The 22,942-nt window shown below is 50.8% G+C and carries 25 protein-coding genes; 3 read left to right on the forward strand and 22 right to left on the reverse strand.

Going from position 1 to position 22,942, the window contains the following annotated elements:
• Nucleotides 1-553: 553 nt before the first annotated feature.
• From LK416_09665 to dinB, 4 genes are all read right to left on the reverse strand, one after another.
• Entirely contained in the window at nt 554-997 is a 444-nt protein-coding gene (locus LK416_09665) for a sigma-70 family RNA polymerase sigma factor (protein UEA73926.1), read from the reverse strand.
• Nucleotides 998-1,316: 319 nt separating this feature from the next.
• Nucleotides 1,317-1,520 (reverse strand): hypothetical protein, encoded by a 204-nt coding sequence (locus tag LK416_09670; GenBank protein ID UEA73927.1) that lies wholly within the window; start codon nt 1,518-1,520, stop codon nt 1,317-1,319.
• A 15-nt stretch (nt 1,521-1,535) separates the two neighbouring features.
• On the reverse strand, nt 1,536-2,078 hold the full coding sequence (locus tag LK416_09675; GenBank protein ID UEA73928.1) for a hypothetical protein: 543 nt from the start codon (nt 2,076-2,078) through the stop codon (nt 1,536-1,538).
• Between the two features lie 14 nt (nt 2,079-2,092).
• Nucleotides 2,093-3,331 (reverse strand): DNA polymerase IV, encoded by a 1,239-nt coding sequence (dinB, locus tag LK416_09680; protein UEA73929.1) that lies wholly within the window; start codon nt 3,329-3,331, stop codon nt 2,093-2,095.
• A gap of 198 nt (nt 3,332-3,529) precedes the next feature.
• Between dinB and LK416_09685 the strand changes: the two genes are divergently transcribed.
• From LK416_09685 to LK416_09695, 3 genes are all read left to right on the forward strand, one after another.
• Nucleotides 3,530-3,967: a helix-turn-helix domain-containing protein gene (locus LK416_09685; protein UEA73930.1), complete on the forward strand. Its 438-nt coding sequence runs from the start codon at nt 3,530-3,532 to the stop codon at nt 3,965-3,967.
• Nucleotides 3,968-4,005: 38 nt separating this feature from the next.
• Nucleotides 4,006-4,527, forward strand: a complete 522-nt coding sequence (locus LK416_09690; GenBank protein ID UEA73931.1) for an ImmA/IrrE family metallo-endopeptidase — start codon at nt 4,006-4,008, stop codon at nt 4,525-4,527.
• A gap of 477 nt (nt 4,528-5,004) precedes the next feature.
• On the forward strand, nt 5,005-5,286 hold the full coding sequence (locus LK416_09695) for a hypothetical protein (GenBank protein UEA73932.1): 282 nt from the start codon (nt 5,005-5,007) through the stop codon (nt 5,284-5,286).
• 80 nt (nt 5,287-5,366) lie between these two features.
• Here the strand turns inward: LK416_09695 and LK416_09700 are convergent, their stop codons facing one another.
• The 18 genes from LK416_09700 to LK416_09785 form a co-directional block, all read right to left on the reverse strand.
• Nucleotides 5,367-6,245, reverse strand: a complete 879-nt coding sequence (locus LK416_09700; GenBank protein ID UEA73933.1) for a DUF4261 domain-containing protein — start codon at nt 6,243-6,245, stop codon at nt 5,367-5,369.
• Nucleotides 6,246-6,428: 183 nt separating this feature from the next.
• Nucleotides 6,429-7,304, reverse strand: a complete 876-nt coding sequence (locus tag LK416_09705; protein UEA73934.1) for a spondin — start codon at nt 7,302-7,304, stop codon at nt 6,429-6,431.
• Between the two features lie 26 nt (nt 7,305-7,330).
• Nucleotides 7,331-8,110 carry a hypothetical protein gene (locus LK416_09710; protein UEA73935.1) on the reverse strand — a complete coding sequence of 260 codons (780 nt, stop codon included), beginning with the start codon at nt 8,108-8,110 and terminating at the stop codon, nt 7,331-7,333.
• Between the two features lie 24 nt (nt 8,111-8,134).
• Nucleotides 8,135-9,076 (reverse strand): DUF3885 domain-containing protein, encoded by a 942-nt coding sequence (locus tag LK416_09715; GenBank protein ID UEA73936.1) that lies wholly within the window; start codon nt 9,074-9,076, stop codon nt 8,135-8,137.
• Nucleotides 9,077-9,090: 14 nt separating this feature from the next.
• Nucleotides 9,091-9,450, reverse strand: a complete 360-nt coding sequence (locus LK416_09720) for a hypothetical protein (protein UEA73937.1) — start codon at nt 9,448-9,450, stop codon at nt 9,091-9,093.
• A 24-nt stretch (nt 9,451-9,474) separates the two neighbouring features.
• Complete coding sequence (locus LK416_09725; protein ID UEA73938.1) at nt 9,475-9,978, reverse strand: glutathione reductase; 504 nt, start codon at nt 9,976-9,978, stop codon at nt 9,475-9,477.
• Nucleotides 9,906-10,568 carry a DUF4304 domain-containing protein gene (locus LK416_09730; GenBank protein UEA73939.1) on the reverse strand — a complete coding sequence of 221 codons (663 nt, stop codon included), beginning with the start codon at nt 10,566-10,568 and terminating at the stop codon, nt 9,906-9,908. Before LK416_09730 ends, LK416_09725 begins: the two co-directional genes overlap by 73 nt.
• A 9-nt stretch (nt 10,569-10,577) precedes the next feature.
• Entirely contained in the window at nt 10,578-11,441 is an 864-nt protein-coding gene (locus LK416_09735) for a CbrC family protein (protein UEA73940.1), read from the reverse strand.
• A 15-nt stretch (nt 11,442-11,456) separates the two neighbouring features.
• Nucleotides 11,457-18,152, reverse strand: coding sequence for a DUF2185 domain-containing protein (locus LK416_09740; GenBank protein UEA73941.1), 6,696 nt, complete (start codon nt 18,150-18,152; stop codon nt 11,457-11,459).
• Between the two features lie 42 nt (nt 18,153-18,194).
• On the reverse strand, nt 18,195-19,835 hold the full coding sequence (locus tag LK416_09745) for a hypothetical protein (protein UEA73942.1): 1,641 nt from the start codon (nt 19,833-19,835) through the stop codon (nt 18,195-18,197).
• A gap of 9 nt (nt 19,836-19,844) precedes the next feature.
• Nucleotides 19,845-20,327, reverse strand: coding sequence for an SMI1/KNR4 family protein (locus tag LK416_09750; protein UEA73943.1), 483 nt, complete (start codon nt 20,325-20,327; stop codon nt 19,845-19,847).
• Nucleotides 20,317-20,727 carry a hypothetical protein gene (locus LK416_09755; protein UEA73944.1) on the reverse strand — a complete coding sequence of 137 codons (411 nt, stop codon included), beginning with the start codon at nt 20,725-20,727 and terminating at the stop codon, nt 20,317-20,319. The genes LK416_09750 and LK416_09755 overlap by 11 nt, the downstream gene beginning before the upstream one ends.
• Nucleotides 20,727-21,041 carry a hypothetical protein gene (locus LK416_09760; GenBank protein UEA73945.1) on the reverse strand — a complete coding sequence of 105 codons (315 nt, stop codon included), beginning with the start codon at nt 21,039-21,041 and terminating at the stop codon, nt 20,727-20,729. Before LK416_09760 ends, LK416_09755 begins: the two co-directional genes overlap by 1 nt.
• A gap of 18 nt (nt 21,042-21,059) precedes the next feature.
• Nucleotides 21,060-21,389: a hypothetical protein gene (locus tag LK416_09765; GenBank protein UEA73946.1), complete on the reverse strand. Its 330-nt coding sequence runs from the start codon at nt 21,387-21,389 to the stop codon at nt 21,060-21,062.
• Nucleotides 21,379-21,822: an immunity 51 family protein gene (locus LK416_09770; protein ID UEA73947.1), complete on the reverse strand. Its 444-nt coding sequence runs from the start codon at nt 21,820-21,822 to the stop codon at nt 21,379-21,381. The genes LK416_09765 and LK416_09770 overlap by 11 nt, the downstream gene beginning before the upstream one ends.
• Nucleotides 21,823-21,832: 10 nt before the next feature.
• Nucleotides 21,833-22,078, reverse strand: coding sequence for a hypothetical protein (locus tag LK416_09775; protein UEA73948.1), 246 nt, complete (start codon nt 22,076-22,078; stop codon nt 21,833-21,835).
• 2 nt (nt 22,079-22,080) lie between these two features.
• Nucleotides 22,081-22,701 (reverse strand): hypothetical protein, encoded by a 621-nt coding sequence (locus LK416_09780; GenBank protein ID UEA73949.1) that lies wholly within the window; start codon nt 22,699-22,701, stop codon nt 22,081-22,083.
• On the reverse strand, nt 22,698-22,934 hold the full coding sequence (locus LK416_09785; protein ID UEA73950.1) for a hypothetical protein: 237 nt from the start codon (nt 22,932-22,934) through the stop codon (nt 22,698-22,700). Before LK416_09785 ends, LK416_09780 begins: the two co-directional genes overlap by 4 nt.
• Nucleotides 22,935-22,942: the final 8 nt, after the last annotated feature.

Consider the following 22,942-nt stretch of genomic DNA (forward strand, 5'->3'; position numbering starts at 1 on the left):
CGCTGGATAAATATAAAGCTGCCGCCATAGTTTCTGTTAAAAATCACTTGTTCTTCATTTTCAAAAGTTCCTATTCGACACAACTTCCCGGAACCAGATATCGGAAATACTGATATTCCTGTTACAACCGATATCTTTGGGCGGCAACACTGACCAGCCATGGCTTAAGGCTGTCATGGGATTGTTCCCCTCCGAGGGTCTCTCCGAGCCGCCCTCATTGCGTGTTCCCGTTTTGCGGGGCTGTGACTGGACGGAAGTATCATTATAGGCTGTTCAGGTCATTGCAGGCAGTCTGCCAAAACTGCTTTAAGGACAAATTTTTTTCGCTCTGCACCTTTGATGTCATCTTATTGACAGACACTCTGACTATCTGCAGGTGGTCGTGGCGGATTTTCCTTTGTGCTTTTCCTTTTGGGCTGAACAACTAAGGTATCTGTATTGCCGGATATGACTGTTTCACACAGTTTTTGCCAAAGAACAGAAAGAGAAATCAGTCCCCTTCACTTCTTTCCACGCTGGCAGAGAAGTTTGAGAACCAAAAACAGAAAAATAATTAAAATAATTTTCTCAGTTTCTCTAAAATCTTCTGTCTCCGTTTGTTTATCGCCTTCTGTGACAATCCAAGTACCGAAGCTACCTCCCGTTCCGTCCGTTCCTCAAAATAGAGTTCCTGAATCAACCACTGTTCTTCTTTCGAGAGTTCTAAAAGGAATTTATGTAACTGTTCACACTCTATTTTTTTCAGAATCTGATCCTCAACACTTCTGTTTTCTTCTGGAAATTGCACAGCCATTTCCTGCAGGCGTTCATAGGAATCCTCTCTGCTAGGAATGGTCATTTTCTCTCCTGTTTTAGGATCTACGATATTTCTTGCTCTTTTTAAGTCATATTCCTGATACTGCATTTTTCTTTCACTTGTTCTCAATACAGCGATTACTTCCTCGCTGGCTTCCGGATACATTTTTCTAAAATCCGGTATCTTATACGGTTTTGCCATGTTCCTGTCCTCCTTAGTTTTCGTTGGGTGGTGAAAACGAAGGACAAGTGGCGGACTACGACATAGGTTTCTGGCAATCCTCAAGCAAAAGCTTTTCTCCATACGCTGCTCCTTAGAAAAAAAGAAGCCAACGGGAAGATCCCGCTGGCTCTTAACAAATTTGAAATTGGATGCAGCGCACAAAACACTATAAAAAAAGACCCCATACATTTCTGTATGAGATCTTCTCGCTCAGCACACTGACCATCCAGTGTACTGACTATAACATGAGAGAAGTCGGACTTTCAGTAGGACTATTGTCGGACTTTAGTCGGACTATTTAATTAATATGAAGCGTTCTCGGTTTGCTTCCGTCACTTTCAATCAGATGTTCTTCCTTCAATTGCCGAAGATAACCATGCACAGTTGATGGGGAACGATACCCTAAACCTTTTCCGATATCCCGCACAGTAGGCGGATATCCATACCTTTTTATGTATTGCTCAACAAAATACAAAACTTCCATTTTCTTTTTGTTGCTCATAAAACCACCTCTCCTCTATTCATAAAGTAACGGTTCTTCCAAAGCCTGTTTGATTTGAGGAAGAGCACTCCCCCAAAGGGATAGACCGAATATTTTAATTGCTTCCTTTTTTCTATCATAATATGTGCTTCTTTCCATCCGAAGCGTTTCCAGTAATTCAGGTTCTGTATATCGGAACCGGCTTAAATAACACTTAAACACAATGTCAAAATAAAGCTGTGGTGAATATGGAAAATCACGCATTTTAACCATGGCCGAGTCTACCAGTTCCACAAGCCACTTGGTCTGGAACAGGCTTTTTACTGTTTCTTCAAACTTTTCCCTCTCTACAGTAGGAGCAAAATCATTCAGATATAGAAGCCCCTCCTCCAGTTCTCTGCCATAACAATATTCTGCTTCTTCACGAAGCATTGCAGCACGGTCACAGGCCGTCCAGCATACATTTCGATAAATAGATAATAACAATTTTGACCTTTCATATAAATTTTGTTCATCCAGATGCTGCATCACACACAGCATCTGAATACTGTTTTTTGCCAATGAGTTTTTCCGTCCCATAAGCCCCTCCTATCTTACCGGTTCATAACTCCCGGCATAATCAAACCATGATCTCGGTATTCCGGCATCTTCAGATCCTTCATCAAGGCCGCTGGATAGATAGCCCTTTTTCCAAATCGCCGCCGAATTTCCTCAATCGCCAGAAATAATTTTTCTTCTTTCTCAAGCCGGATTGGATCCGAAAACAAACAGATTTGCTCCGGTTCTTTTGCTGATACCAAGTTGATTGCACGAACAGTTACCGAACGCACAGGTTCCTTCCAATCATAATTTCTCTGAAATAGTTCCCTCGCCAGTTTAGCAATTTCCAAAGGCACTATCGTCGGAAGGGAAAGTTGACCTTGATACTGCCTTATAAATAGTTCCTGACTGCGAATCGCTATCTGAACCCCCTGTGCTTTCAATCCATGAATCCTTAATCGATGTCCTATGTCCTGGCATAATTCCAGAATAACCTTCCAGACCTCCTCTTCTGTTTTAAGATCTGCTGTACAAGTAATTCCATGCCCCACACTTTTCATCGGAGACACAAAGTCCTTCTCCATTACCGGACTATCATCCAGACCATTTGCATATGACCACAGCATCAGCCCATTTTTACCAAGAAGCTGGTTCACATAATCATGATCCATTTCTGCCAGATCTCCTATCGTATAAATTCCAACTTGCTCCAGCTTCTTTGTAGTTGAGCGGCCACAGAATAATAATTCCGATACCCGAAGCGGCCAAACCTTTTGTTTCCATTCTGATTCTTCAATGCTAGTTATGGCATCCGGCTTCTTCATATCACTTCCCAGTTTTGCAAATATTTTATTGAATGAAATTCCTATACTAACAGTCAATCCCAGTTCATTCTTCATCCTGCAGCGAATCTGGTCTGCAATTTCTTTTCCAGAACCATAAAGAACCTGACTTGCTGTCACATCTAGAAAGCACTCGTCCATTCCGTAAGGCTCTACCAGGTCTGTATATTCCTGATAAATCTCTCTTGCCATATTGGAATATTTTAAATACTGTTCATACTGGGGTGGAACCAAAATCAAATCCGGACAAAGTCGTTTTGCCTCCCAGTTAACCATCCCTGTTTTTATTCCTGCTTGTTTCGCTTTCTCTGATTTTGCAAGAACAATTCCATGACGGTTTTCTGTGGACCCGCACACTGCTACTGCTTTTCCCTGTAGCTCTGGGTTCAGCATCATTTCTACAGAAGCATAAAAACAGTTCATATCGCTATGAAGGATTGTCCGATTCATATTCTGTACCCTCTTCCAATTTTTTCTAGCAAGTATTAGCACACTTATTCTTGACAGTTTGCACACTTACCATTATAATTTGCATATAGTCACTGATACTTGCTAACTCTTGCTAATTCAAATATTAGCAACTACATGCACACTTGTCAATAGCACAGTTAGCAAGTTTACGCACACTAAAACGAATGGAGGTCTGACATGAAATCTTTTGGTGCTAAAGTTAAAGAACAACGCGGAAATCTTGGATTAAGTCAGAAACAATTAGCAGAAAAAGCCGGAATGGGTATCCGGACAATTACTTCTTATGAATTAGGCGAAAGAAAACCATACCAGGCACAGCTTTATAAACTGGCAAAGGCACTGGAGGTATCAACCGAGTATCTGCAGAACGATAACATAGAGGATCCATCTTACGGCTTAGACCGCATGGAATATGTAGAAGATATGAGAAAAAATAGCGGAACCAGGGAGGCGTTGGATCTACAGAAAATGCTGGCTGAGAACACAGCTCTTTTTGCAGGAGGCACTCTAAGCGAAGAAGCAAAAGATGCTTATTTTCAGGCAGTTGCCGAAGCATACTATGACTGTAAAAAAGCAGCCAGAAAAACCTTTGGCAAAAAGAAAAATCCACAATAATCTTCTCCCGTAATATAGTCCGAAAGGAGGGAGCTGTTTTGACTATTCAATCCATATCTGAAGAAGTCAGACGGATCCAGAAAAAATATGGTGAATCGGATCCATTCCGTCTGGCACAGGCAATGAAAATTATCGTGGTATTAAAACCGATGGGAAGATATAAAGGGTGCTGCAAAGGATTTTATGTTCAGCACCGCAGAATCAAACATATCACAATCAACAGCGATTTACCGGAAGTGATTCAACGGGTCATACTAGCTCATGAAATTGCTCACTCCGTGCTTCATACAAACATAACAGCTGCGTTTCATGAATTTACACTATTTGACGATACAGATCGGCAGGAATATGAAGCAAATCTCTTTGCTGCCGAACTGCTGTTATCCGATGACTGCGTATTAAATGCATTAAACGAAGACCAGTTTTTCTTTCAGGCAGCCAAAGCTCTTTATGTACCAGCAGAATTACTGGACTTTAAATTTCGTGTCATGAAACGTAAAGGTTATAAACTGGAGTCTCCCATCGTATCACATGGGAATTTTCTGAAAACAATTGAATAGGAGGACTACTGATGAACGAAGATACTATCCGCGATATATACTATGTAGAACATAAATGGAACCCCCATTTTTTCTATCTTTCCCCAAAATCATTTTGCCAGGATCTTGAAAAAAATGGCTCCGATCTATACCTTGACTTGTTCCATGCCATGTATCAGGAAGAGTCTGATTATATTTGTCCATATACGGAAAACGATTTTTCCCTTAGAAAAGAACTTTGCAACAATGGGACAACTATCATCTATCAGCTTATTACTCCATCTCCTGTCCTCTCCCCTCTTACCCGGTGTGCCTATTTCTGCTGTCAATTAGATAAGCAGCAATATTTTTACTATACCTCTGAGCTAACACATACCGGTGATTATCTGCTATGCGGATGGACAAAGGATGAAGCACATCTCATTTTCCATTCAGATGCATCTACACTTGAGGAAGAACTGGAAGAAGTTAAAAAACTTTTTAAGGAGGTAGAACTATATGAGCGGTGTTCAGACAGACTGCAAGGTTTATGTAAACGTAAGAGCAGCCTTCCTTCCAGACGGAAAAATGCTTCCAGAAGAACTTACCTGGGAAGACGGAACGCCTTATACAATTGACCGCATTTTGAATGTGAAACCCTCTGTCGCAAGGAAAGCTGGAGGTCAGGGCGACTGTTATACAATTTTGGTAAACGGAAAGCAAAGCCATCTCTTTTTTGAACGCAGTACAAATTTAACGGGAGCTTATATAGGCCGGTGGTTTGTAGAACGAAAATCTTAACCAAAACCCTTATATAAAAAAGATAGCTGTCATTTTACGATATAATGTCAACTATCTTTTTTATATGGCATCATTTTATATTAACGCATTCCAGATGCACACTCTCCCATATTAATGTCCAGCACCCCTCTGAGCGGCTGGATCAGAGCGTCCTCATACTGGCACTTCCACTGAATCTCCCGGCACATCTGGCCATCCGCCACGCCGTCTATGGTTTCCCCATCCTGAATGGGGTTATCATGCTCCAATATGTACGATGCCACATTGTAGGCGTGGTTTACCACCCAGTTGGGGTCCATGTCGTGGAAGTGGTACTGGAGGTCGGGCAGGAACAGGGTGCTCATGCCCACCGTGTCGATGAGCATATCTTCGGTGCCCTCAATGTTAAAGAAGCGGACATTGACGCCAAAGCGGATGAACCGATCCGAACCTTCAATCTGGTGAGAACGCACATCCTCCGCCAGAAACAGTTTGCCGCAGTTCTGGAAATAGAATGCCTCACAGGTGGGGTATAGCTCCGCCAGAGCCTCCAAAAAGTCGGCATCCAGATTGGCACGCTCCAGCGCCGGAAGCGCCGCAGACAGCATATCGGTGGCTACCACCTGATATTTGCACTCCCGGAAGATCCGCTCCCGGTCCTCCTGGCAGTCCCACATCTGGCTCATCAGGAAGGCATCAAAGCCTTTGCCCTTGAACTTGTCGCATTTCATCACCATCAGCTGCACCGGGCATTTTCCGTCCTTGAACTCTGCAATATGCTCCTGTGCGGCAAAGCCAGCCATTTTCTTATCATAACAGAAGCACTCTGTTGATCCGATGTGCTTCTCCATTACAGCAGTCATTTTTTCTTTATCCGGCATTTCTACCGGCTCTTTGAACAGCATCTGAATGAGATAGGGGCCACCGGGCTGGGGGCCTTTTTTGTCGTTCAGATTTTGCCGGAAAACTTGATTGCTCATTTAGTTTCCTCCTTATAGCAGTAGATTATGTGGCAATGGACAATCACTACTTTGTGTGTGGAGTTACTCCAAAGGCTAAAAAAAGAACCACACAAAACAGAATCAGTCCGATGAAGTTGCGTTCTATCAGCAGTTTTATAGCCATGAGAAGCAGCAGACTACAAACCAGAATAATAATACCGTTCATTTTCTTTCTTCCTCTCTGTTAGCGAACAGCTTCCACCGGAACTCCAGTTCTTTCTGGACAAATTCTTTCGGCAGACCCCGGGGATTGGCGATGAGATACCATACCCGAAAGGTGCGTTTCTTCGGATCTGTTTCCTGCTGGTAGAGCTGATAGCCCGCCTCATCCTCCTGCGTCCACTGTCCTGTCTGCCGCTTGGCCTGCACAAAGGGTTCCACCACCTGGTCCAGTTCCTCTCTGGTGCGGCTTGAGGCCCAGGCATGATCCACATCCTTGGCATGGGACTGGTAGAACAGCAACTTTCCGGTATGGGTCTTCGCCTTGCACTCCGGCGTTCCGCGCAATTCTGCCTGACGGCGGTACTCCTCCATCTGCTCCGCCGTTCCGTACCGTTTCACCATCTGCTCCCGCACATAGATGAACCATCTGTAGTCCTCCGCCTCGGTGAAGGGGGCGCAGACCGACTGTAATGCCTCCACGGGGTCTGCCTCGAAGCGGTCGATGAAGTCAAGGTAGTGGGCTTTGATCAGGGGCAGAAAGGTGTCCAGCAGCCCGGTGTTCAGCCGCAGGTCCTCTGTCAGCATCCGAAAGAATGAACCGCCTGTTGTGGGTTCAATTCTGAAAGAGTAGAGGTAGTCATCTCCCTGCTTTATGATACAGCTGAAACCCACCTCCACATTTCCATGGCCGATTTCGTAGTCTATGTAGTTGTAGCGGCTCCGGTCAAACCAGATCTGATAGGTCAGCCCGTTTTTCGTTTTCTTTTTGAAGTCGCCTTTTTTCAGACGCTTCCAGCCCTTTTCCTCCAGGCCCAGGCCGTTCCATAGGTAGTCCAGAAGTTCCTGGAATATATCTGCCGGGCGTTTTTGTTCCACGGACTTCACCTCCTGATGAATCCTCTTTAATAATCAAGCAGGATGGGCACCTGCTGTTCCTCGGCAAACCGCATGGCCCGCCAGAACATGGAGAAGGCAAACTTGGCAAGGGATTGGGTGTCATACTGGGTGTGTTCCGGGATGTCCGCCTTGCTGTACTGTCCATCCGGGCCCAGGGTCCCGTCTACCGGGTATCCCTCCGTGTCTGCCCAACCAAGGATGGTATCCTCATCTGCCTGCCATGCCAGCTGGTTCAGCTTTTCCAGTTCCTTCCGCAGTCCGCCCAGGGTGGCGATCATCGCCTGATCATCGGTGGGCAGAGGCGCCTGAAAGAAGAAGGCATCCGCCAGAGGCAGCCACCAAGTTGCGCCCCGAAGCAGGGACCACACCCGCTCCTCGTCCGATGCAAGACGGGCGACCAGAGGATGCTCCCCGAAGATCCAGTCCTTCTCCACGGTGGAAGGCACCGGTTCCTCGTATGTACGACAGGCGGCCACCAGCAGCATAGCGCCGAAGGCATCCCAATCCGGCTTGTCGGTGTAATAAGGTTTCTCATTATCTTCAAGCCAGGGAGCGTAGGGGGGCTGGCCCGGCTGAGAAATGGCGCTCAAGATCTGATCCCGCCAGTTCTCCACCGCCGCCTGAACCTCAGCCGGGGACATTTCTTCCTCGTTATCAGCAGGTTCCCCATCCGGGGTGATGCAGTTGAAGGAGTATCCGTTTTCCTCCGCCCACTGCTGGACAACGGTTTTCCAGTTGTGAGAATAGTACCGGGTCAATGTTCCGGCGTAGATGTCAAGTCCCATAGTATTGCCTCCGTTTCTGTTCGGTCAAAACCGTTCCAGGGTACAGTCGTGCCCGGAATGGTCTGTATCCAAAATGATTTCCACAATGGTGTCCATAGTCACTTTTCCGAGATTACGGACGCTTTTTTCATAGGCCAACCACTGGATGTGGATGGGCTGTCCATACTCATGCCGTCCAAAACCGCCCCGGAGAATATCGTTGAAAGCGTTCAGGTTCCGACCGTTCTTCCGGTCCAAACCAAAGGTAAACACCCGCTCCACCTCGTCATAAAAACCAGCCATGTTAGAAAAGCGGCGACCGTCGATGGTGAACTTCTGCCGCTGTGGTTGCTCCGCTGTAAACACCCGGTCAATCTGCTCCAGATTATACTCCAAGATCCAGCCATGAAACTGATGGTAAAGCGGCAAAAGCAGTTCTCTGGAACTGCCCAGCACATCCAGCCCCCGGTCATCGTACAGGTGGTAGAGGAACGGTCCAGGCCCTGTCAGATAGACGCTGGACACAAAGCCGGCCCAGCCTCCGATATCTCCCAGAATGATCTCCTGCAAAAGTTGCTCCGGCTGAAAGGTAATCCCGCTGAGATCCCAGTAAAACTGCACTTGTGCATGGGTATCCCCATCTTCGTCCAGCTCTATGACCGGAAGTTGCTCATTGGGAACCGGGAGTCCCATTCGCTGCCGGATAACGGTCAGCAGGGACTCGGCAGGTTCTTCATCGGGATATCCGTCGATCCGCAGAAGGTCCGGCACCTCCGGAAGTGCCCGATAGATCGCGGCGGCCCGGTCCAGCGCCCCCTGAACATAGGCGGGGTTGGTTCTCAGCTTCGCCGCACTCCTGTCCAGATAGATTGGTTCCTCCCCGCCGATCTCAAACCGAATGCCTACCGGCGCATGGTAGAACAGAGGGTGTTCCAGTTCAGCCATGCCCAGCTTATGTAAAATATCTTCAAACCGCTTTGCCAGCATAGTATCCCTCCGCCTTATAACATTTCATACAGCAGGGCAACGTCGCCCCGCACCAGTTCCAGATGGGAGCGCAGCGTTTCAAGCCCGCTTTGCACCGCCTCGGTGGGCAGGTCCCAGTCAGGGGCAATTTCAGCGGCCAGCTCCGGGAGGTCCCACTCCCGCAGAGCTGCCAGCATATTATACGCCAGATCTCGCTCCAGCAGAGCGCAGTCCAGGGTGTCCTCCGTCTGGGGAGCAGGAAAACGGACATCCAGATCCAGCTCGCTCTCACACCAGTCCCAGATGGCCATATAGACCACGCCGGAGCAGTCTCCGTTGGACAGTTCCTGCCGCTGGCCGTCTTTGAGAAGATAAAAGGATGCAATCTGTGACATGGTGATTCCTCCTGCAAGTTAATCTTACGCGTCTCCTCTTTGCTCCAGCAAAGCAAAAACTTCATTCATATCCATTTCGAACATGACACTGTTTGCCTGCACCGGTGCAAAGTAGTAGGCAACTTTTTCTGCGCCAAATTCCTGCTCTATCTGCTCCCATTCTGAAGTGGGATAAATACAGAAAGCGAGGGTATCGCTACCGAGCGAGCCCATATACCAGCGGAGCTGATACTGCGGCGACAGATACTCCTGAATACTTCTCAGTGTAGTGTCACGGTCGGTACAATCATCTGCGTAGGGGATCGGTGCGCTGACACCATTCTTTTTCATAAAAATATCAACACCGCGTTCTTTTTCTGTTTCCACACATTCAAACTGAATTTTATCTTCATCAGGCAGTTTTTTATTGAAGTATTCGATGATAGATTCATCAAAATCTCTCCAGTCCACCCAGATCAGAGCATCGCTTTCCCAAAATTCGTCCTGATGTTCCTCAGGTTCCGATAAAAACTTTCTGATTTCTTCCATACCGCTTTCCTCCGTTTTGTTTTCTTACTGTAATTTATTATATCTTTTTCAGATACTCCCGGGAAGCATTCGATGAACTCCCGATTCCGCTTAGGGACATCGAACCCCCTCCGATAGGGGAAGAACCCCTCTCGTTCCACATCGTCCAGCAGCTTCGGCAAGTCGGAAAACCGGGCGAAGAACGGCAGGGCATAGTCCCGGATCTGCCCGGAAATCTCCTGGATGGAGCGTTCCCGCTCCAGCAGAGTAGATACCTCATAGCGGGGGAAGTCATCATACCGGTGGGTCAGCCGGGCGATGGAGGTACCAACGATACCATCATAGGTTTCCTCCGTCCCTTCCTGCTCACTGCGCCACTGGGCAATCACCGGGGAACTCACATCGAAGAAGGCAGTAAAAGTGGTGGAGCCAAAGCAGATAGAGGGGGAAAAGTAAAAGGAGAACACAAAGATGCCGTCTTTTTTGTAGATGTCATTTTTGCTCTTACGGTATTTGTAGCCCAGCGGGATCAAAGGCTCCGCGATCCGCTCACAGGTATAGACGAAGATCTCGCGGGGCTTGGTTCCCTTGGGAAAATCCTTCTTCTCCATGTTGCCACCTCAATCAAAATCCATCCAGACCAGGTGCTTTCCGCAGTGGAGGCACTGGAACAGATAGCATTGCAGGTGCCCGCCATTGACGGATTCCCGGATCATATCTTTCTGCTCCTCGTCCCACATGGGATCGTCCAGCACCTCCTCCAGCACACCCAGTGCCCGCAGTTCTCTGGCACCCACATAGCCCAAAAAGGCACAGTAGTCGCCGCAGTGAGCACGCCAATATTCCTGCTGCCAGCCGGAGTAGCCGGGGGTGCGGTGGATCAATTCGTCCAGCTTCTCCGGATCGTCTACACCATCATCCAGAGAGAAATCATCTTGAAAACTACCGTCATATTTCCGGACCGCTTCGCCGCTGGCGATGCACTCTGGGCACAGATATGCAATATCCTCCACTGAAAAGAACGGATTTGTATAGAAAACATGGGTCGTCTTGCCACAGCAGTCGCAGACAACGCCATCCGCGGACTCCTCAAAAGCGCCGGTTTCCAAAGGGTAGGGGTGATACCGGAAGGCGGGCAGACCCAGCTGGGCCCGCCGCTCCTTCTCATTCTGCTTTTCCTCTGGTGTTTGGGGCTTGGGGATGGCGTAGTGATTGCCCCAATTTTCCGCATAGTCCTTCAAGACTCCCAACCGCTTGAGGGTCTTCTTGTCGGAACGATTTCCAATTTGGCAGAGCAGTTCGTAGGCATCCTTCTTGAAGTCCAGCAGATCATACACATCCACCAGCACTTCCTTGGCCTGCTTGTCTTCCGACAGCTCCAGTTTCTCCTTGAAGGTATAGAGAGCACGGACACTGTCTGGATCTCCTTCTGTCTCCCGAAACTGCTTTTGGAGTTCAATATATTGCTTCAGGTATTCGTTCATGGTCACAATCTCCCATCAATCCCACCAGAAGTACCAGACGGTGGACTGCCGCAGCACATCCGCCAGATTGCCCACAGTGGGGTCATCCTGCTCCTGATCCACGATGTCCGGGCAGAAGCCGTACTGCTCTGTGGCAACTTCCATAGCCTGCTCCTGGGAAACAGGGGCCGGGAGCAGGAACTCCAACTCATCGTGGCTCATAGCGGCGGGGATGGCACCATGCTGCTCAAACCAGTATTTTGCCACCGCCATCAGTTCCGGCGTATCGGGACACTCGTTCCAGTTCCCAAAGGGCAGGTAGGCGAAGATCTCCCAGGGGTTCTTGACCGGAATTTTGGCCAGAATGAGCGGATAGGTCATGTGGCTATCCGAATCCCAATAGCAGGAGAAGCGGTCATTGTCATAGCCGCCCTCCATCTCGCCCAGGACTTCCTCCTCCCAGTCCATGTCATCGTCCTCGGCTTCTTCCTTACGCTGGCCGGTCAATTCCTCCAAAACCGCCTTTCCGTCCTTGACGGGAGCGGCCAGCATCTTCTTCCGGTACTCCATTACCGTTTTGAGGTCAAATTCATAGAAGTCCGCATCATGCTCCGGATCGGCGTTCATTACCAGACACTCCAACAGCGTTTCATCATCCGCCTGGATAAGCACGGGAACAAAGCCCTCCCGTACCCCCAGCCGCTGGGCGTAGCTGTATGCCGACCTGATGGGGTCATCATCCTTCATGGAGGGGAAATAGGTACACTCGCAGTCCAGATACTCCATGATGGCCTGGGCCACCTCGGAAGGCTCCAGCGTGTCCCCGTCGAAGTCCTGTCCCTGCCAGTTTTCAAAACGTTCCCCGATCACCTCTGCCATAACCTGATAGTAGTCCTCGTCAAAGGGGATGAACAGGTAGGCTTCGTCCTGGAACTCAGCGGAGTGATACCGCTCCGGGCCGAAGAAGCGGAGGGCGTTGTCGTCAACATCGGCAGGATAGTAGGGGCTGTCGCCCTCTCCGTAGTAATAGCCTGCAAAGGCACGGCCTTGCTGATTGAATAGCACAGAGAACAGACAGCCGTCCAGCTCATCCCGGATAAACTCCCGCAGATCCACACTGGCAGGGTCAGCTTTGACCTGTTTGGCCACTTCGCTGTATTCTTTCAGGAAGTCCTCACCCATCAGGTCGTGCTCCATGCACCAGCGCAGGTAGATGGCCATGTGGTTATAAGCATTGATGGGGTCAATAGGCAGTTCCTTCTCCTCAATGCTCTCAAGGTGATAGGAATCGTCGTCCATCTCACCGTCAAAATCATCATTGGAAAGGGTGCCACGGGTGATAGCATTCTGGCGAGTGGGGTTTACGACAAAACTGATCCCCCTCATCTTGTTCAGCAGAGCGTCTACATCATGTTCCAGTTTATAGTCCAACTCGTCCTCATAAAGCGGAATGACCTGATAGAAGTTGACCTCCTCGCCGCCCGGCAGAGTGCAGACCTCGCTGCCATCCTCCGTATCCTGGAGACCGATCAGGGTAGCAGTACACAGTTTGGTGTTGTCTGCAAATGGTTCCCGGTTCTCCACCGTATGACCATGCCCCAACCAGCTGTCACAGTTGATGGGCAGACGGGCCAAGGATTTCAGCAGGCGGATGGGCCAGTACCACTTTTCGTCTTTCATGGACTCCTGATCCAACTTCCAGTCCGCAGGCAGCGCGATAGCCAGCTCCGCCCGCTCCAGCTTGTATTCCGCCAGTTCCACCGGCACATTCATCCGGTGGGCACCCATACCCATGGTGACCAGGGTGTAATAGTCCCGCTCCTCAGTGGGCGGCACCATGCAGATGTCCACATGGATGTCGGGAGAAACCAGCTCGTGGAACACATTCTCGACCTTGCCGAAATACTGCTCAATGTGCCCCTCGACGGCCTCCATCTCCTCCTCGGTGTAGACTTCGGGATTACTGAATTCTTCCTCATCCTGCGTGTCATCATTGTCTGAGTGGTCGCAGCTGTCATCCTCCGGATCTCCCTTTATAGGCTCGTAACTGATTTTCAGGGTCATCTGCTCCTCCGGCAGAGAGACGCCGGGGCTGCGGGTGATGGTGTGCTTATCGTCCGCGGAAAAGCCGATAGTCTCGCCGTCTTGTAGCGTCACATCACACGCCAGCACATAGGAGGCAAGGCTTGCCAAAAAGTCCCGCAGTTCCTCCGGCTCGGCGTCGGTGTTCAGCACCTCCATCTCCTCCTTGCCAAATACATCCATGCCGTAGGTGTAGCCGTTCAAGCCATCCTCGCTCCGGTACAGGCCGAACCAGACCCAGTTGAAGATGGGCAGCTCGTCCTCTTTGAGCATATCGGCAAAGCCCTCGTAGAACCGGGGCTCAAACACCACGCCGCTGGTGTAGACGCCGGTGGCATAGCTCTGGCGGCAGCAAGCGGCCATCAGCTTGGTGAAGAGCTTGCCCTTCTCCAGAACCTTTTCCTCTTTGCCCAGCACCGCCACCATGATATGGGCACAGTGCTCCCTGGCGATTTTCACCGCATCCGGCCACATATAGTTGTTTTCCGCATTTACCTCGGCCTCACCACCGGGGATAGGGGAGGAGGCCAGGCTGACGGCGGCCAGCATATCGCCTACTTCAAACACCAGGGCGTCATCGTCCTTTTCCTCGCTGGCGTCGTATTCATCCACGGTGATGTCCCATTTTTCCTTCATGTCCCGGATGAACTGCTCTTTATCCCATTCTGCCTTGGACAGGAGGACAAAGCCGGTGAAGACGCCTGTGTGGCTGTTTTCCTCCCCGTCAGCGTCATCTTCCTCGTCGAGATCGTCTGTATCTTCTTCATCCGGATCATACAGGGATTCATGCTCCAGTCCCCGGATAAATTCCTCAAAGCTGTCTGCCAGATGGGAAATTTTATAGTTATTTTCCTGATCCACATGGACCACCGCAGGCTCTCCCTGGGGACCGCAAGCCCGGTAGTCCAGGAAAACCATATCGTGTCCGGCGCTGGGACAGTCGCAGATGGCCACGCCGATGGCGGGATACTCCCACTCATCGATCATAAACTGGCTGCCCAGCTCTCCGCAGAGGGAGCAGCTCTTTTCTCGCCCGATGCCGAAAATTCCGGTGATGGCCACATGGTCCTCTGCCCAACAGGTAGGCTCATCGCAGGGATAGCAGGTATTCACCGGAATGCCGCCGTTGTGCTGCTTCATCAGCCAGATGTAGGCGGCGGGCAGCTTGTAGCCCAGTTCCTCCTCCACGCTGGCAATCAGCTCATCGGAAGGCGGCTCACTGACATATTCTTTCAGTGCATACCAATTATCATCCCAGAAGTTGGTGAGGTCGAAGCCCTCAAAAGGGGTATTACCAGGCACGAATTTGGCCTTCTTCCGGCCGCGCTGGCGTTTCCGGATCTCCGCCTTACACTCCCGAATCACCGCCGGAGCGTCCTCGTCTTCCGGGTCCAGTTCTGCCCAACGCTGGGCGTAGGGAATGGCCTTTGCCTCCTGGCCATAGAGATACTGATAGCCGTAGGCCATCCGCATATTCCACTCCGCCTTGTCCTGGCCTTCCTCCCGGACGGACTCCAACACCTCAATGGCCCTCAGGAGGGCTTTGTCTCCCTTGGATTTCAAAGTACCTTCGTCATGGTCCCCGATGATGGCGTAGTTCTCCAGTGCACGGGCCAGGGCGTAGGCGGTGCGGTAGTTCCTCCAGTTCTCCGGGATGGCATTCAGTGCCTGGATACAGCGGGTGTACTCGTCCTCGTCGTTCCACTGCTCCAGCTGAGCGAAGAATGCTTCGGCGTTCTGTTGGGTATAAGGAATATAGTCCATGCCCGTAAGCGTTTCATCCAACTCGTCATCCTGATTCTCAGTTTCTGGCCCATCATCTTGTTGCTTTAGGGGTACAGAACCGGCTTCACGGCGGAAGGTGTGGAAGATGGCCCATGGGATGTCCGTGCCTTCAAAGAACTCTTTCGCCATGTTCAGCGCCTCTTGGATGTCCCAGGCGATGAAGTCCACATAGCCGCAGTAGCGGCCGGTGGCCCCGCCGGTGAGAGTGAGCACTTCCGATCCTTCATCAGTGGTAAACACTTCTTCCAGCTTGTCTCGGAAGTCGAAGATCTTCTGACTGCCTTCCTCCTCCCGCAGGGTATCCAGGGGATAGCAGAAGAAGCCCGCCACCGTGCCATCGGCATGGAGATCGTCCATAAAATCATTGTCGGCATTCAGATAGCCGTTGATGAGCGGCACACAGCAAGTGGAGCCCACCATGGTATCCAACCGCCAATCGGCGTCGGGATCTTCATTGGGTTCCATTTTGTAGCCAAGGTAGCTCTCCAGATAGGCTTCCGGGTCGGTGGAGAGTTCCAGCCCCCGCTCCTTCAGAGCGTCGGGAAGCTGAGACAGGAGGAAGGACGGCTCTGTCTTGGGTTCCTCCAGCACATCAAAGCTATCTATGTATCTCATGTGGGGGATCTCGCCCAGCACCTGGTCGGTGAGGGTGGTGAGCATCCACCAGGCCCTACTTTCCTCCTCCCGGAGCATAGGCAGCAGCTTTTCACAGTAGGCGGAGATGGAAAAGCTGTTTTCGCCCTGCTTCTCCAGCCAGATCTGCACATCCTCCCCGGAGATATCCCAGCCATCGTCGGTGCGCAGTCCGATGTTTCGGATGGGCTGACGGCCCACAAGGATGTTCCAGTGCTCCAGCACCTCCTTGGGGGCATGCTTCTGGAAGTAGATCAGCTCAAACAGTTTGACCTTATCACCCTCCGGGGTGAGGATCAGCTCGTACTTCTCGCCGTTAAATCCCATTTCAAAGGAGATTTCATCAAAGACCAGATTCAGGGTTTCCTGCATTTGGGCCACGAGTTCGGCACCGCGGGTGTGATCTTTGTCCTCATCCATCATCTGGCGCAATTCTGCTTCCATTTCCGCAAAGGTTTCCCACCAGTCCTCTGTCCGCTCCCGGAAGCACTCCGAGAACTGCGGCAGGGAAATGCCCTTCTGGCACCAGTCAATCAGTTCCTCAATGTCCTGTTGGGTGTTGAGCTTAGGATCATCACCGGGATGCAGTTCCAGAGCTTTTTCAAAATACCGAAGAGCCCGGCCTTCCTGATCCAGATAATAATAGGCATATCCCATGCGGAAATTCCAGGAATAAGTGTCTCCAAATTTCTCCTCTTGGGACTGCATCAGTTCCAGTGCCCGGTGAAGCAGCTTTCTTCCCTCCGGCTCGCTGGGGTTCGCCAGATTGTTGTAGGCCCGGGCCAGTTCCATATCGATTTCCGGGGTACGCTCTTCGGCAGGAATAGCCTCCAGCGCGTTAATGATCTTCTGGTGTTCGTCGTTTTCATGCCACTTCTGGCACTGCTTCAAAATATCCATATCAGGCTCCTCCTCATCCTGTTCCGGTTTCCAGCCTTGAATCTGCTGAAACACACCACTCTCGTCCCGCTCAAAAGCGCAGGGGGCGGGCGTATGCAACAGCGAAATGATGTCGGGATCGTCGTTGCAGATCGTATTCAGCTTGTAAATCCCGGCATTGTTGGGATCATCCATGTACGCCTCGCTCTCGTCACCAGCGGTAAAGCGCCAGCCGCTGTCCCAGCCGCCGTCCGGCTCCTCCCTGTAGCAGTAGCCCACCTTGCGGCCCTCTACTGTGATGCGGTTGGTGGCGATACAGCCATCGGCGCCCTCCCAGTCGGGCAGCAGATGTTTCACATCTTCCGCCTTTACATGGTAGTTCCGATTACGGCCGGAGGCTTCGTACAGCTCTTTCCGCAGCATCTCCACCTGATAAGCCATATCTGTGATCTCATCCTCGCCCATCATCTCGCTGATGTCGTATTCCAGCGGGGCATGGACAAAGTCCGCCAGGGCCTTATTCATGGCGTCGTGCTCCTCCGGCGTAACCGTGATGCGGATACGGCGGGCGGGGGTGTTGTACTCGTCCAGATCCTGAAGGTTTACACTGCCACTGACGCTGCACTCCAGCAGGATGGCGGCCAGGTCGGTGACCACATCAATGGCGAAGTGGAAGTCCATCTCCACGCCATCGGAATGTGTAAACTCCAGGTACTCCACGGTTTGGCGAAAGTCCCAGTTCTGCTTGTCCAGACCGATCTTGGCGAAAATCTCGCTGAGGGGGATCTCCTCCTTTTTCTGATCCTCTAAAAATGCCACAAGGTTCAGACTGTCATCGGAACCTCCGATAAAGTTGCCCCAGTATTTTTTGATATACATTTTCCGCACCTCCTGTTCTGAATCCAGTCGATCAATGAGCTGATTCAAGTGTTCCAACCACTCAGGAGCGATCTCACCGCTATCCTCGTTCTTCCAAAGATCCACAATCTCACGGATGCCGTCCTCGTCCGGCACCTCGTTTTTGATGTCGGTGAGCTGCCGCAGCAGGAAGGCAATGGCTTCTTTGGATGCTGTGAAACCGGTGATTTTATCCCATATAGCTTCTTCATGATCGTAGTCCAGCTTGCTGTTATCCTTCCATTGGAAATACAGCTCAGCCAGAGCCATAGCGGTGTTATCATAGAGAAAGTCGATGTCGGAGAGATCTTCTCCCAACATACCTTCCTCTTTCATCAGTTCGATCATCTCACCCAGATCCATTACCGGATGCTCCGGTACATATTCATTTTTGAGGATGTTCAGTACATCCAGCCCTTCGTCACGCTCTAATGCTTTTATACCCCATGCTCCCATGTCGGCACCTCTCTTTCTTTATTTCGTATCAAGCTTCTATTGTCAATCATAGTTCTCCAGCCGAATGATAGGCCGATAAAAGTCATAATCTCCGTTTAGTTCATTGTCCTCCTGCACTTCCGGCTTACAGTGAGGCGAACAGGGTAGGAAACCGAGAAATGGGCCCAGCCCACCACAGATATTGCATCCGCCGTCACCGCCGCAGGTGGTAAGCCTATCAGCCTGCACCACTTCCCGCATATAGGGATCGTAGGCGATGGACAGGCCGAAGAAGTTGGGTTCCTCCATGTCATAGGGCCGGTTCTCATCCTCATCCATGTCCTCAAACCAGTGCAGATGCATGGAGTAGTCTAACCCATCTCCCCATGGGAACAGGGTCCGACATCCGCCGCCACACAGGTAGGCCCACTCGTCCGCCGTGGGCAGCGAAAGCCCCTGCTTTTCCAGCCTGGCAAGAAGCGCATCGTAGTCTGTGCGGTTATAGATCCAGGTCTGAAATCCATCTTCTGTCCGTTCTATGCGAGCCGACTGATGCAAGGTAAGACTGCTGCTGTCACTCCAGGCAAAATCACGGAATTCCTTCAGCCAGTCAGGGTGGGCAGTCAGCCTGGGATCGTCCATTTTGACTGGCTCCCAGTTAATTTCCTCCAGCTCCCGGCCCACCAGCATGGGTCCAATGGCCGCCTGCCGAACAGGAGCCATGCTTTCCCGGATCATCTCCTCCGGGTTCTGCGGTTCCATCTCCCACTCCTGGAACAGATAGTCCAATTCCTCCCGGCTCTCCTGATTCAGTCCCACGGCAAACTGCTCCCAGCCCAAGGTGACGGTATCGCCGGGGACAAAGACGAACTCCCGGCCATCTTTCTCGAAGATGCCGGTGATGCAGCTCTGACCCCAACGGTCAAAGGTATGTAGACCGAGAAAGGTCATATCATAATGAGCAGCCAGGCTTTCCATCAGCGCCTGCTTCTCGGTGGTATCCATTTGATTGAATTGGGGACGGGACAGTTTTTCGTTCATGGCAAGTCCTCCTTCGATTCGTTTTGCGTGTTCCAGCAGATAGCTCCGGCCATCCTGCTTGGCCCGTTCCAAGTATTGTGGAAGCAGGTCGGAATGGATGACATCCAGCGAGACCAGAACAGCGATCCGCTGGTATTCCTGAAGTTCAGGAGGGTAACAGTTGCGCTCCCAAAACAGCGGAGCGAACTGTTCCACACAGTCAGGACGCAGAGCGGGCATCGCCAAAAGCGCCCGACGGCTCACATATTCATTGGGGTCCTTTGCGAAATTCAGAATTATATCCCTGACTTCCTGACTACATGAGCATTCCGGCAGATAGGCGGCAAACTGCCACTTGGCCTCATTCTCATTGGAGGCTACGGCCCTGCGGCAGAGGCACTCAAACCATTGTGGATGGGAAGTGGTCTCCTGTATAACCCCCTCCGCTTCGTTGTCCCTGGCTATCAGATAGACCATCTCATCCAGCAGGACGCTGTCTGCCGTTTCTGCATCCATTTGGGTCAGCACATGGCAAAAGGCATCAAAAATATCATTCCATGCAGGGTAATCGACCTCCCACTCACCGCCAATCTCCTCGGTGTTTTTTCCGGGATAAGTGATTTCCTGCCACTGATGAAATTTTCTTGCCTGCTCTAGCAGGCACTCCCTGATGTCCTTTGCCATACGCTTACCTCACAATTCTCTGCACAGTTTTCCCAGTTCCAATGCCTGTTCCACAAGGTCCAGGAGCAGGCTGGAAAAATTCTCGGCAATCTCCTTCAGATCGGCATAGTCACAGTTACAGCCCCGGACTCTGCCGCTCTCCAAGTCGATAAATACGATACTCCCGTCACCCAATCCTCCGATTGGAAAGGCGGGACCGTGGTCATATTCGCTCATGTAATCCTCATAAGCCTCTTGAAAAATCGGGTAGGCTTTTTCCAACTCTTTCAGTGTGAAAATCCACGGCTCTGCCAAATAGCAGCCGCCGAAGTTCAAAAGTAGCCAGCGGTACTCTGCGGGGATGGGAGTATACCTGCTTTCAAATCGTTTCACAGCATCCTCCGGTTCTGGGCAGGTACCCTTTGTGAAGGGGCTTACTTTATAAGCAGTTTGAATTTTACTGCGGTTTTTTTCCAAATTCATGTCATGCATTGTATTTCCCTCACAGAGCATCCAGGTTTTCCTGTAAATCGCCCTGCATCAAGTGCTGGGCAATGGCTTGGTTCAGTGGCTTATGGGGGTGATAGGCTGCCTCCTCTACATCGTGCAGACACTCCTCCATCAGTGCCTCCGGAGAAATGCCTTCCCGTTTGCCATAAAGATGGCCGAAGGCATAGCACACGGACTTGAGAAAGCCGAAAATATAGTCATGATTTCCACGCATACTGGGCAGGTCATTGAACGAGCCCATGCCGCCGTATGCCCGAAGATGGTGGGCAACCTCATGGCGCTGGATCCAGTCCTGAATATCCCTCTCCAGCCAGTCAATCCAGTTTTGAAATTCTGGATGGTCTGCCAGAAGGATGGAGCGCAGACAGGTCAGAGCTTCGGTATAAATATCTGTCTGTTTCATCAGAACCCTCCTGATTCTTTTAACGCTCCATCATAGGTGTGGCTTTCCCAGATGGCCTCAAATTCCGCTTTCTCTATGACGCAGGCGTGGAATTCCTCGCCCCAGACATGGGCGTTCAGTTCCTCCACAGTGGGGACGGGCGTGATTTCAATAGCTCCATCGTAAAGGTCGGGTATGTTGCGGGTGCAGCCGTCCCTAAAGATGTCAATGGAGCGGAGGGCCAGCCGCTCATTTCCGGTATCCACTTCATAGAGGATCACCAATGGTTCTCCCTCCGGTGCGCCCTCCCAAAAAAGTTTGATGTACTCGATCATCTCGATTCCCTCATCGTATCATTTGAAATAATAATACCAATTCCCGCCAAATTCCCGGTCACATTCCTCCTGGGAGGCAAAGGTGCAGTCCTTGATTCCCTCAATGGGGTAATGACGCTTTATCAGCTTCCCTCTGTGATAGGAATTGATCTGTTCCGTCAGGCCGCTCCGCCGCGCCGTCTCTAATTGTGCATCGGTGGCAAAGATGTAGGACACAAAGTAGTTGTCCGGCTGGATGTAGCAGCCAAACTCAATGGCCTGCTGGATGTCATCGAAGTGGTGTTTCACAGTCTCCATGCAGGCTTCTATTACTTTTTGCCATACGAACTCCTGCTCCTTATTTCTCATGTTCCACCTCTCCTTTGCCCAGATAAGTCCGCATCGTTTTTTCATTGTCACAGGCCGCTCGGATCATTTTGGACAACAGCATCAGGTCATCGATGTATTGGGAGTATACGCAGAACACATCTTCGTCGGAGTCGAAGTGAAACAGATCCACGCCGCTGTTATTTTCCTCGAACTCCTGGATCACGCCCCGGGCAAGCCGCTCCCAGTCCTCGCTGTTGCCAATCAGTCCCAGCCGTCGGAATTCCTCTGTCCGGAACCCGTCACTGATTTTCAGCAGAAGGGAGATCGCATAGGGGTGGTGGGGGATGAGAAAGAATGGCGCGATCTGCTCCAGCTTCGCCCAAATTTTGAAGGGCGGGCGCGGATCAGGTATCCATGGCAAGATTTCCCATTCGTCCTCCGGTCGGTTTCCGTATTGGCAAAGGTCTTTCATAGTGTTCTCCTCATTCGATGTCGTTTCGTTCTTCTTTCACATCCAGTGGAGCGCCGTCCAGAGATGTGATCTGTGACAGTTCTGTTTCAGTCAGATTCTTCAGGAAAATGCAGTATTCGTCCGGGTGGCCTCCCACAAATTCCATTTTAGGCATTCCGATCTGCTGTGGGTCGGTGATCCACAGGCAAGGCTCTCCTGTTGCCCAAAACCGAGTCAGAGTAAGAATTTGGCCGTTGTAAATTACTTTCTGCTCCATCCTCATCCCTCCTGTAACTTCTTCAGCAGTTTCACGATCCGCTCCCGGTTCTTTGCGGTTTTCATGAAGGTGGGGAGATGGTCAGCCTGGGTCATTTTCGCTCTTCCCATCGGCTTTTCCCGCAAATCGGCACTGAGATAGTTGATCAGATAGGCAAGGTGCTCCCGGTTGAGGGCCCAGACTGGCTTACCCTGGAAGGAGGTCAAAAACCAAAGTTCCAGGCCGAAATAAGGTTCTCGTCCGTCCTGAATATCAGCAATATAGGAGAAAGCCTCTGCTGTTTTATGAACTTCTCCCGACATGGTTGTTCCACAATAGGGACAGGCCACATGGAGAACGGAAAAGTGCTTCCTTTCCTCATCTTCAATATCCACCCGGTAGTACCTGCCGCAGTTTTTGCACTGGTTATGGACATCGTAGCGGTAAATCGTCCGGTCACGGGTCTCCTGATGGCCGCAACTCAAACAGCGGAAATAGGCGTTATCCTCATCCGCTGTCACCACACCCGCGCCGTGGCACTTGGGGCATTTCACCTGAATGCCGGAGGTCAGGGCGTTGTATGCACTGTATGTAAAGTAGGGTTTATCGACGATTCGGCTCATGCGCCCACACACTCCTTTCATCCGTCTTTCTCTAAATAAAATCCCCATACGCAGTTGGAGAACTCTCCAGCAGCAAAGCGGTGGATCTGCCCATCAATCTCTACCTGCCAGACCTCGAAGGTATGGTCTTGGTGATAGATGGGGTCTTTGATTTTTACCCGCTTGCCGGTGGTTTGCCAGTCGTAGTCAAAGATGTTCACACCGAACAATTTGCATTGACCGTCCGGGCCAAAGGTTTCATATTCCCAAGCCATGTGATGCC

Source organism: Lachnospiraceae bacterium GAM79, from assembly GCA_020735665.1.
Lineage (GTDB): Bacteria > Bacillota > Clostridia > Lachnospirales > Lachnospiraceae > Coprococcus.

Excerpts from the sequence above, each read along its gene's own strand:
- LK416_09665 (UEA73926.1), bottom strand. The coding sequence starts at position 997 with ATGGCAAAACCGTATAAGATACCGGATTTTAGAAAAATGTATCCGGAA.
- LK416_09670 (UEA73927.1), bottom strand. The coding sequence starts at position 1,520 with ATGAGCAACAAAAAGAAAATGGAAGTTTTGTATTTTGTTGAGCAATAC.
- LK416_09675 (UEA73928.1), bottom strand. The coding sequence starts at position 2,078 with ATGGGACGGAAAAACTCATTGGCAAAAAACAGTATTCAGATGCTGTGT.
- dinB (UEA73929.1), bottom strand. The coding sequence starts at position 3,331 with ATGAATCGGACAATCCTTCATAGCGATATGAACTGTTTTTATGCTTCT.
- LK416_09685 (UEA73930.1), top strand. The coding sequence starts at position 3,530 with ATGAAATCTTTTGGTGCTAAAGTTAAAGAACAACGCGGAAATCTTGGA.
- LK416_09695 (UEA73932.1), top strand. The coding sequence starts at position 5,005 with ATGAGCGGTGTTCAGACAGACTGCAAGGTTTATGTAAACGTAAGAGCA.
- LK416_09700 (UEA73933.1), bottom strand. The coding sequence starts at position 6,245 with ATGAGCAATCAAGTTTTCCGGCAAAATCTGAACGACAAAAAAGGCCCC.
- LK416_09710 (UEA73935.1), bottom strand. The coding sequence starts at position 8,110 with ATGGGACTTGACATCTACGCCGGAACATTGACCCGGTACTATTCTCAC.
- LK416_09715 (UEA73936.1), bottom strand. The coding sequence starts at position 9,076 with ATGCTGGCAAAGCGGTTTGAAGATATTTTACATAAGCTGGGCATGGCT.
- LK416_09720 (UEA73937.1), bottom strand. The coding sequence starts at position 9,450 with ATGTCACAGATTGCATCCTTTTATCTTCTCAAAGACGGCCAGCGGCAG.
- LK416_09725 (UEA73938.1), bottom strand. The coding sequence starts at position 9,978 with ATGGAAGAAATCAGAAAGTTTTTATCGGAACCTGAGGAACATCAGGAC.
- LK416_09730 (UEA73939.1), bottom strand. The coding sequence starts at position 10,568 with ATGGAGAAGAAGGATTTTCCCAAGGGAACCAAGCCCCGCGAGATCTTC.
- LK416_09735 (UEA73940.1), bottom strand. The coding sequence starts at position 11,441 with ATGAACGAATACCTGAAGCAATATATTGAACTCCAAAAGCAGTTTCGG.
- LK416_09740 (UEA73941.1), bottom strand. The coding sequence starts at position 18,152 with ATGGGAGCATGGGGTATAAAAGCATTAGAGCGTGACGAAGGGCTGGAT.
- LK416_09745 (UEA73942.1), bottom strand. The coding sequence starts at position 19,835 with ATGGCAAAGGACATCAGGGAGTGCCTGCTAGAGCAGGCAAGAAAATTT.
- LK416_09750 (UEA73943.1), bottom strand. The coding sequence starts at position 20,327 with ATGCTCTGTGAGGGAAATACAATGCATGACATGAATTTGGAAAAAAAC.
- LK416_09755 (UEA73944.1), bottom strand. The coding sequence starts at position 20,727 with ATGAAACAGACAGATATTTATACCGAAGCTCTGACCTGTCTGCGCTCC.
- LK416_09760 (UEA73945.1), bottom strand. The coding sequence starts at position 21,041 with ATGATCGAGTACATCAAACTTTTTTGGGAGGGCGCACCGGAGGGAGAA.
- LK416_09765 (UEA73946.1), bottom strand. The coding sequence starts at position 21,389 with ATGAGAAATAAGGAGCAGGAGTTCGTATGGCAAAAAGTAATAGAAGCC.
- LK416_09770 (UEA73947.1), bottom strand. The coding sequence starts at position 21,822 with ATGAAAGACCTTTGCCAATACGGAAACCGACCGGAGGACGAATGGGAA.
- LK416_09775 (UEA73948.1), bottom strand. The coding sequence starts at position 22,078 with ATGGAGCAGAAAGTAATTTACAACGGCCAAATTCTTACTCTGACTCGG.
- LK416_09780 (UEA73949.1), bottom strand. The coding sequence starts at position 22,701 with ATGAAAGGAGTGTGTGGGCGCATGAGCCGAATCGTCGATAAACCCTAC.
- LK416_09785 (UEA73950.1), bottom strand. The coding sequence starts at position 22,934 with ATGGCTTGGGAATATGAAACCTTTGGCCCGGACGGTCAATGCAAATTG.